The sequence below is a fragment of the Sphingomonas sp. BK235 genome (assembly GCF_004345855.1).
Classification (GTDB): domain Bacteria; phylum Pseudomonadota; class Alphaproteobacteria; order Sphingomonadales; family Sphingomonadaceae; genus Sphingomonas.
The window spans coordinates 1-5,696 of sequence record NZ_SLXN01000021.1; the positions used below are offsets into that span (position 1 = coordinate 1).

Below are 5,696 nucleotides of genomic sequence, written 5' to 3' on the forward strand. Positions count from 1 at the left end.
GCGACGCTGTCGGTTGACATGGCCATGCCCGGACCGCGCGCGCTGAACGGCCCGGCGGAGATGGTGCGATATGAAGACGCCGCCGGACGGATCGCGGCGGAGATGATCGCCCCGGCACCGCCGGGCGTGCCTCGGCTCGTTCCAGGCCAGCGTATCTCGGCCGAGCACGTCGCCTGGCTGGTGGCCCAACGTGACGCCGGTGCCTTTATCATGGACCCGGTAGATCCGACCGAGGCCACCCTGAGGGTCGTCAGCTAAGGTGAAGCTTATCGTCGATCGAGCGGGTACCTAGCATCCGACCACGGTCGGCGTCGCACGCGACGCCGACAACGCTTGTGGCAGACGCTGGTCCAAACGAGGAGCAGACGAGCGGATCGGCGGCAGCCGAGCGCTTGTGCAGGCTGACCTCAGCGAGCCGATCGTCACTTGTATCGTGCCGCGGGCGCGACGCGCCGCCTCGTCAGCGCCTGGCTACGCTCCCTACTCCCGGCCCGAATGACGGCGGCGCCGTATGCGTCGCCCAGGAGCGGTCCGGTTGACGCGCCATGGTGAAGGCGAGCGTGGCGCCGCGGTTCACCGCGTCGGCGGGCAGCCAGGCGCGGTCGCTGGCATGGCCGTCGACGCGCAGCCCGGTGACGTACGGCGCGTCGGGCGCAGCGCCGGGCGCGTCGATCACCAGCCGGACGCCGCCGGGGCGCTCGACCGTCGCGCGAGGGAACAGCGGGCTGCCGATCACCAGCTCGGCGCGGCCGGGATAGAGTGGGTACAGGCCCAGCGCCGACCAGACGTACCAGGACGACATCTGCCCCAAATCGTCGTTGCCGGAGATGCCGGCGGGCGTGTTGGTCCAAATCTGCCGCATCGCCGCGCGCACCGTCTCCTGCGTCTTCCACGGCTCACCGGTGAACAGATAGGCCCAGGGCGAGGCAATCGACGGCTCGTTGTCGAGCTCGGCGTGGAGCGGCCCCGCCTTCGTCACCGCCCAGCCGCCGTCGGGCGCGCGGAAGAAGGCGTCGAGCCGGCGCGTCGCCGCGGCACGGCCGCCGAGCACGTCGATCAACCCCGCCGGATCGAACGGCACCATCCAGAGATATTGCGCCCCGCTGCCCTCCACCATCTCCTCGTCGGACGACGGATCGAAGCGCGGCCAGCCGCCGTCGGCGCGTCGCGGCTGGAGATAGCCACCCGCGGCCGTAGCCGCGGGATTGTACAGGTTGCGCCACCAGCCCGAGCGCGCGCGGAACAGCTTCTCGCCGGCGCGGTCCCCGGCGTGGCGGGCCAGCTCGGCGAGGCCGAAGTCGGCCGCGGCGAGCTCTAGCGTGTCGGACACCGTGCCCCAGCCCGGCGCGCCGACGGGCATGTAGTGCAGCTTCAGCCACTGATCGAGCCCGGGCCGCTGCCCGACGCACAGCACGGGGCAGCCCTTGCGGTCGAGGTCCTTGGCGCTGGGTACCGTCGCGGCGCGACGCAGCGAGGCATAGGCGCGCTTGAGATCGAAGGAGCGTCCCCCGAACGCGTAGATGGCGGCGAGCGACGGCGGCGACGGGTCACCGTTCATCACGCCGGTAGCGCCGGTGAGATGCGTCCAGCGGTCCCACGTCCCGCCATTCTGCTCGGCCTGGTTGAGCAGCGACTGGGCAATGTCCGACCCGCGCTGCGGGTCGAGCAGCGTCACGAGCTGTAGCTGCGAGCGATACACGTCCCAGCCCGAGTAGTTCGCATATTGCGCCTGCTGCCGCGGCGCGAGCGCGTGTACCGCGGCATCGAAGCCACGATAGCGGCCGTCGACGTCGCTGTAGAGGTTGGGCGTCATCAGCGCGTGGTACAGCGCGGTGTAGAAGACGGTACGCTCATCGCGCGCGCCACCCTCGACGCGGATGCGGCCCAACGCCTGTTCCCACGCGGCGCGACCGGCGGCCTGTACCGAGTCAAGGCTGGTGCCGGCCGGGCTCTCGCGTTCAAGGTTGCGGCGAGCACCCGCCTCGTCGACGTACGACACACCGACGCGCATCGTCACCGCGCGCGCGGCGTCGGGGGCAAAGCTGATCCAGCCGCCCGCCCCGCGCCCCGCTGGCGGGTGACCGCGGTCGCCGTAGCTGGTGCCCCCGCCTCCGCTCGCCGCGCCCGCGCTGACGCGGTCGTCCCGCCACGTCCCGCCGACGGTGAAGAACTGGTCGAACTGCGCGACGAAGTGGAGCGTGTAGTAGCTCTCGCGCCGGTCCGCCGCGAGATAGCCGCAGAAGTTGCCCGACGTGACGGTGCCGCTGACCGTCCGGGTGGCAGGATCGATGCGGATCGTGGAGTCGCTGCTGCCGACCTCGCTGTCGGAGGTGCGGAACAGGAGATTGGCGGGCTTGTCCGCGGGGAAGGCGAAGCGGCCGATCGCGCTGCGCTCGGTCGCGCCGAGATCGACCGTGACGCCGTTGTCGAGGGTGACGTGGTAGGCGCCCGGCGAGGCGCGCTCGGCGGCGTGGTCGAGCAAGCTGGCGTAGCTCAACCCCGCCTCGACGGAAGCGGGCGAGCGCTCGACCGGGATCGTCACCGGCATGATCGGGACGTCGCCGCTCGCGCCGGCGCAGCCCGTGCCCGAGACATGGGTCAGGCTGAACCCGCGCACGCCGTTGCCGCGCCACTCGTAGCCGCCCGGCGCCGCGATCGGCAGCCGCTTGCCCGGCAGCGGCGTGAGCTCGGGGCTGAACGCGACCATGCCGAACGGCCGCGTTGCGCCAGGGAAGACGTTGCCGCCGTTGGTGGTGCCGATGAAGGGATTGACGTCGGCAACGGGCGTCGATGGCCTGTCCTGCTGCGCCACGGCGAGCCCCGTGAGGCTCAGGCAGGTGGCAGCTGCCAGACCATAACGGACCATCGCCGTCTCCGGATATTTAAGAAAGACGGTTATCTTAAGCTGAGCACAGGCTCGGTCAAGCGAGCTCTTCGCGGTGAAACGACGTCGATTTCAGGTCTCCCGCGAACGGAAACGAGCCTTAGTCGCCTGATGATGCCGCGCCGGAACAACGCCGCTTACTGAGGCTGCAGGCCAGCACGACCCAACGTCCGGTTCGACGCACAACGCGCACCTGCCAGCGGCGACGCGTTCCGCGAAGAAAGGCACGCTGCAGATGCAGCGCATGCTGCGCGAAGTCGGGATAGTCGACGCGGTGGTGCGCCAGGACCAGCATGCCGCCGGGCCGGAGCGCGGTGGCGACGTCCCGTGCGGTGCGCGCCATGTCGCGTCTGGACAGATAGTAAATGAGTTCCGCCACGACGGCGATGTCGTAGCGAGGACGTGGCAGTGCCGCGGGGACGATCAGCTTCAGCGCACGCGCTCGCCGCCGCCCTTCCAGCGCCCTTGCCACCAAAGTCGTGCCGCTCTCGGTGCCCTCGGTCGCGTCCAGCCGCAGGGCGCGTGCAGCGATCGCCGCGCTGTTGGAACCGTTTCCCGCCGCCAGCTCGAGTACTCGGCCCAAGGGGCCTGCCCCCATGGCGTGCAGGATGGCACGACGCTTCACCGCCTCGTCCCGGTTCGTGAACGTGGACCAGGGATCATCGTCATCGACGAACTTGCGATCGAACCCTTTCAGCGTGATCGGTCTCATCGCCGGACTTCCACGAACACTTCCTGCTGGCGCGTGAAGGCCGCGACATGGCGGCGGGTCATCGCAAAGCCCGCAGGATCATCCATGATGCGGCCGGCCTGGGTGCGATAGCTGCGCACCGCGTGTCGTTTCGCGAGCCGCTCTTGCGCCGTCAGGAAGAGGCAGCGAGCGCCGGCTGGCTGCCGGCCCGCCGGCCACACCGGATAAGCCAGGCGGCGCAGCTTCGGCCGGCGCAGCGCCGCCACGCACGCCGCGACCGTGCGATGGTCGGGATGATCGTCACTCGCCGCCGGCGCTGCGATCAACGCCGGGCCGACATGGCCCAACGCGCGCGCAAGGCCGCGGCGGGCCGCGACAATGCGCGTGTGGAGGCGACCGTCGGGAAGATCGAGAAACGTCATGGCCCCCGCAGCCACGCCGATCCGGCACAGGGCACGACGGCTTTCCCGTCGCCGCTCCGCCACCAGTCGCCGACGTGGCCACCTGGGGCTATTCGGGTGCGAGGCAGCCCCGTCGGTCACCACGACCACCCGAACCGACACACCGCGGCGGCGCAGTCGAGACATCAGCGCATAGGCGCCGATCGCCTCATCGTCGGGATGGGGAGCGATGACTAGCAGACGCCGGGGCGCGCCGATCCGGAATCTCAAAGGCATGGCGTCAGCGTCCCCGTTGCCACTGCGGCGCCAACGATCATCCGCTGCGCGTCAGGCGCGGGCTGGCGCAGGTACATCGCCAAGTCGGTGATCGCTGCCGCGAGCGGGTGATCGACGAAGAGCGATTGCACCCCCACCGCCTGCTGGACGAGCTCGATCGCCGGGCCGCCAGCGGCGTAGACGGCGGCACGCGCAGCCGCGACCAGCGGCAGGCGCTCTGCTTCATCGGCGAACCAGCCGGCCGCGGCGGTCCGGATCGCGCCGGTCGCCGTCTCGGCCAGACCGTAGAGCGCGGCGAGCCGTCCCGCTTGGTGCGGATCGCCCGCCCGACCTGCAGCGGTGAGATGCGCGGCGCTATGGTCGAGCAGCGCCGCGATGCCGCCTGCCTGAACCGCCGCGAAGCGCAGAGCTCCGCCGCTGAACCACGGCTCGCGTATATAGTCGCCCGGCGCGCCGATCAGGTCGTCGCATGCGACCTTCGCGACGTCCCATCGCACCACATGAGTCTCCGACCGCTGCATGCCTGCCACTCGCCAGAAGGAGCGGTCGATCGCCGGCGGGGAGCGCTCGAGATCGAGGAGGAGCAATTGCCGCCCGCCCTCGACATCGACGCTGACCAAGGCGTGGGACAGCAGGCCGGCACCGCTGGCGAAGCTCTTGCCTCCGATCAGCCGCCCACCATCAAGTCGCAGAGGTTCGCCCGGCAAATCCGCGTTCCAGACGCCGAAGGCAGCACCGCTCGCGACCGCCGCGGTCGCGCGGGTACGCTGTGTCGCGTCGCCGTAGCGGTGGATGATCTGTAGCGCGTCGACATGCCCCTCCAGCAGTCGCCCGAGCGGCAGGTCGGCTCGCCCGACAGCGTAGAGAAGGCGAAGCAAGCGCAGCAGCGTATCGGCATCCGCGGGATCCGCGAGGCCGGGCAACAGGGTCGATCGCGCAGCCAGAGCGCGGCGCAGGTCGCTCACGCCGCCCGCCGCCCGGCGGTGATCACCGCCAGCTCGGCCTCGGCGATCGCCAACGACACCCGCCGCATCCCACCCGGCGGGGTGGGCACGACTCGCATAGCGAAGGCCTCTGCGTTGGGACAGTCGCGAGCGACGCCGACGAGATGGTCGATCGTCAGGTTTACAGCGGCCGACAAAGAGCCGAATTCGGCCTTAGCGAAGGCGAGACGTGCGAGGGCGTGACCGCGGTACTGCCAAGCGGCGTCACAAGGATGGGCTACGTCGATTGCTTCCCCATCGCGGTCGAGCGTGCGGAGCGTGCCGGCCAATCCGTGCGCGACGCGGCCGAAGCGGCGATCGGAGGTGTGGACCACACACGCCGCATCGCGTCGCACGCGCAGACCGGCACGTGCCGCGTCGTCGACCAACCGTCCATCCTCTCCGTTTGCCAGCGGCTCGAACCCGCCGAGGCTGCGGTAGCTGGCGACACGCAGCCCGAG

At 70.5% G+C, this 5,696-nt stretch carries 5 protein-coding genes and 1 pseudogene; 1 reads left to right on the top strand and 5 read right to left on the bottom strand.

Annotation, left to right across the window (positions count from 1 at the left end):
- Positions 1–258, top strand: a pseudogene (locus EV292_RS22360) (amino acid decarboxylase); the annotation flags it as partial.
- Between the two features lie 202 nt (positions 259–460).
- Here EV292_RS22360 and EV292_RS22365 read toward each other — a convergent pair.
- From EV292_RS22365 to EV292_RS22385, 5 genes are all read right to left on the bottom strand, one after another.
- A complete protein-coding gene (locus EV292_RS22365; protein WP_132911486.1) occupies positions 461–2,866 on the bottom strand; it encodes a GH92 family glycosyl hydrolase in 2,406 nt (801 codons plus the stop codon).
- A 118-nt stretch (positions 2,867–2,984) separates the two neighbouring features.
- A complete protein-coding gene (locus EV292_RS22370; RefSeq protein ID WP_132911487.1) occupies positions 2,985–3,596 on the bottom strand; it encodes a class I SAM-dependent methyltransferase in 612 nt (203 codons plus the stop codon).
- Positions 3,593–4,252 (bottom strand): PIG-L family deacetylase, encoded by a 660-nt coding sequence (locus EV292_RS22375; protein WP_132911488.1) that lies wholly within the window; start codon positions 4,250–4,252, stop codon positions 3,593–3,595. Before EV292_RS22375 ends, EV292_RS22370 begins: the two co-directional genes overlap by 4 nt.
- Positions 4,243–5,217 carry an acyl-CoA dehydrogenase gene (locus tag EV292_RS22380; protein WP_132911489.1) on the bottom strand — a complete coding sequence of 325 codons (975 nt, stop codon included), beginning with the start codon at positions 5,215–5,217 and terminating at the stop codon, positions 4,243–4,245. Before EV292_RS22380 ends, EV292_RS22375 begins: the two co-directional genes overlap by 10 nt.
- Positions 5,214–5,696 (bottom strand): glycosyltransferase (locus EV292_RS22385; protein ID WP_207913554.1); only part of this gene is annotated, 483 nt, incomplete at its 5' end. The genes EV292_RS22380 and EV292_RS22385, both read right to left, overlap by 4 nt.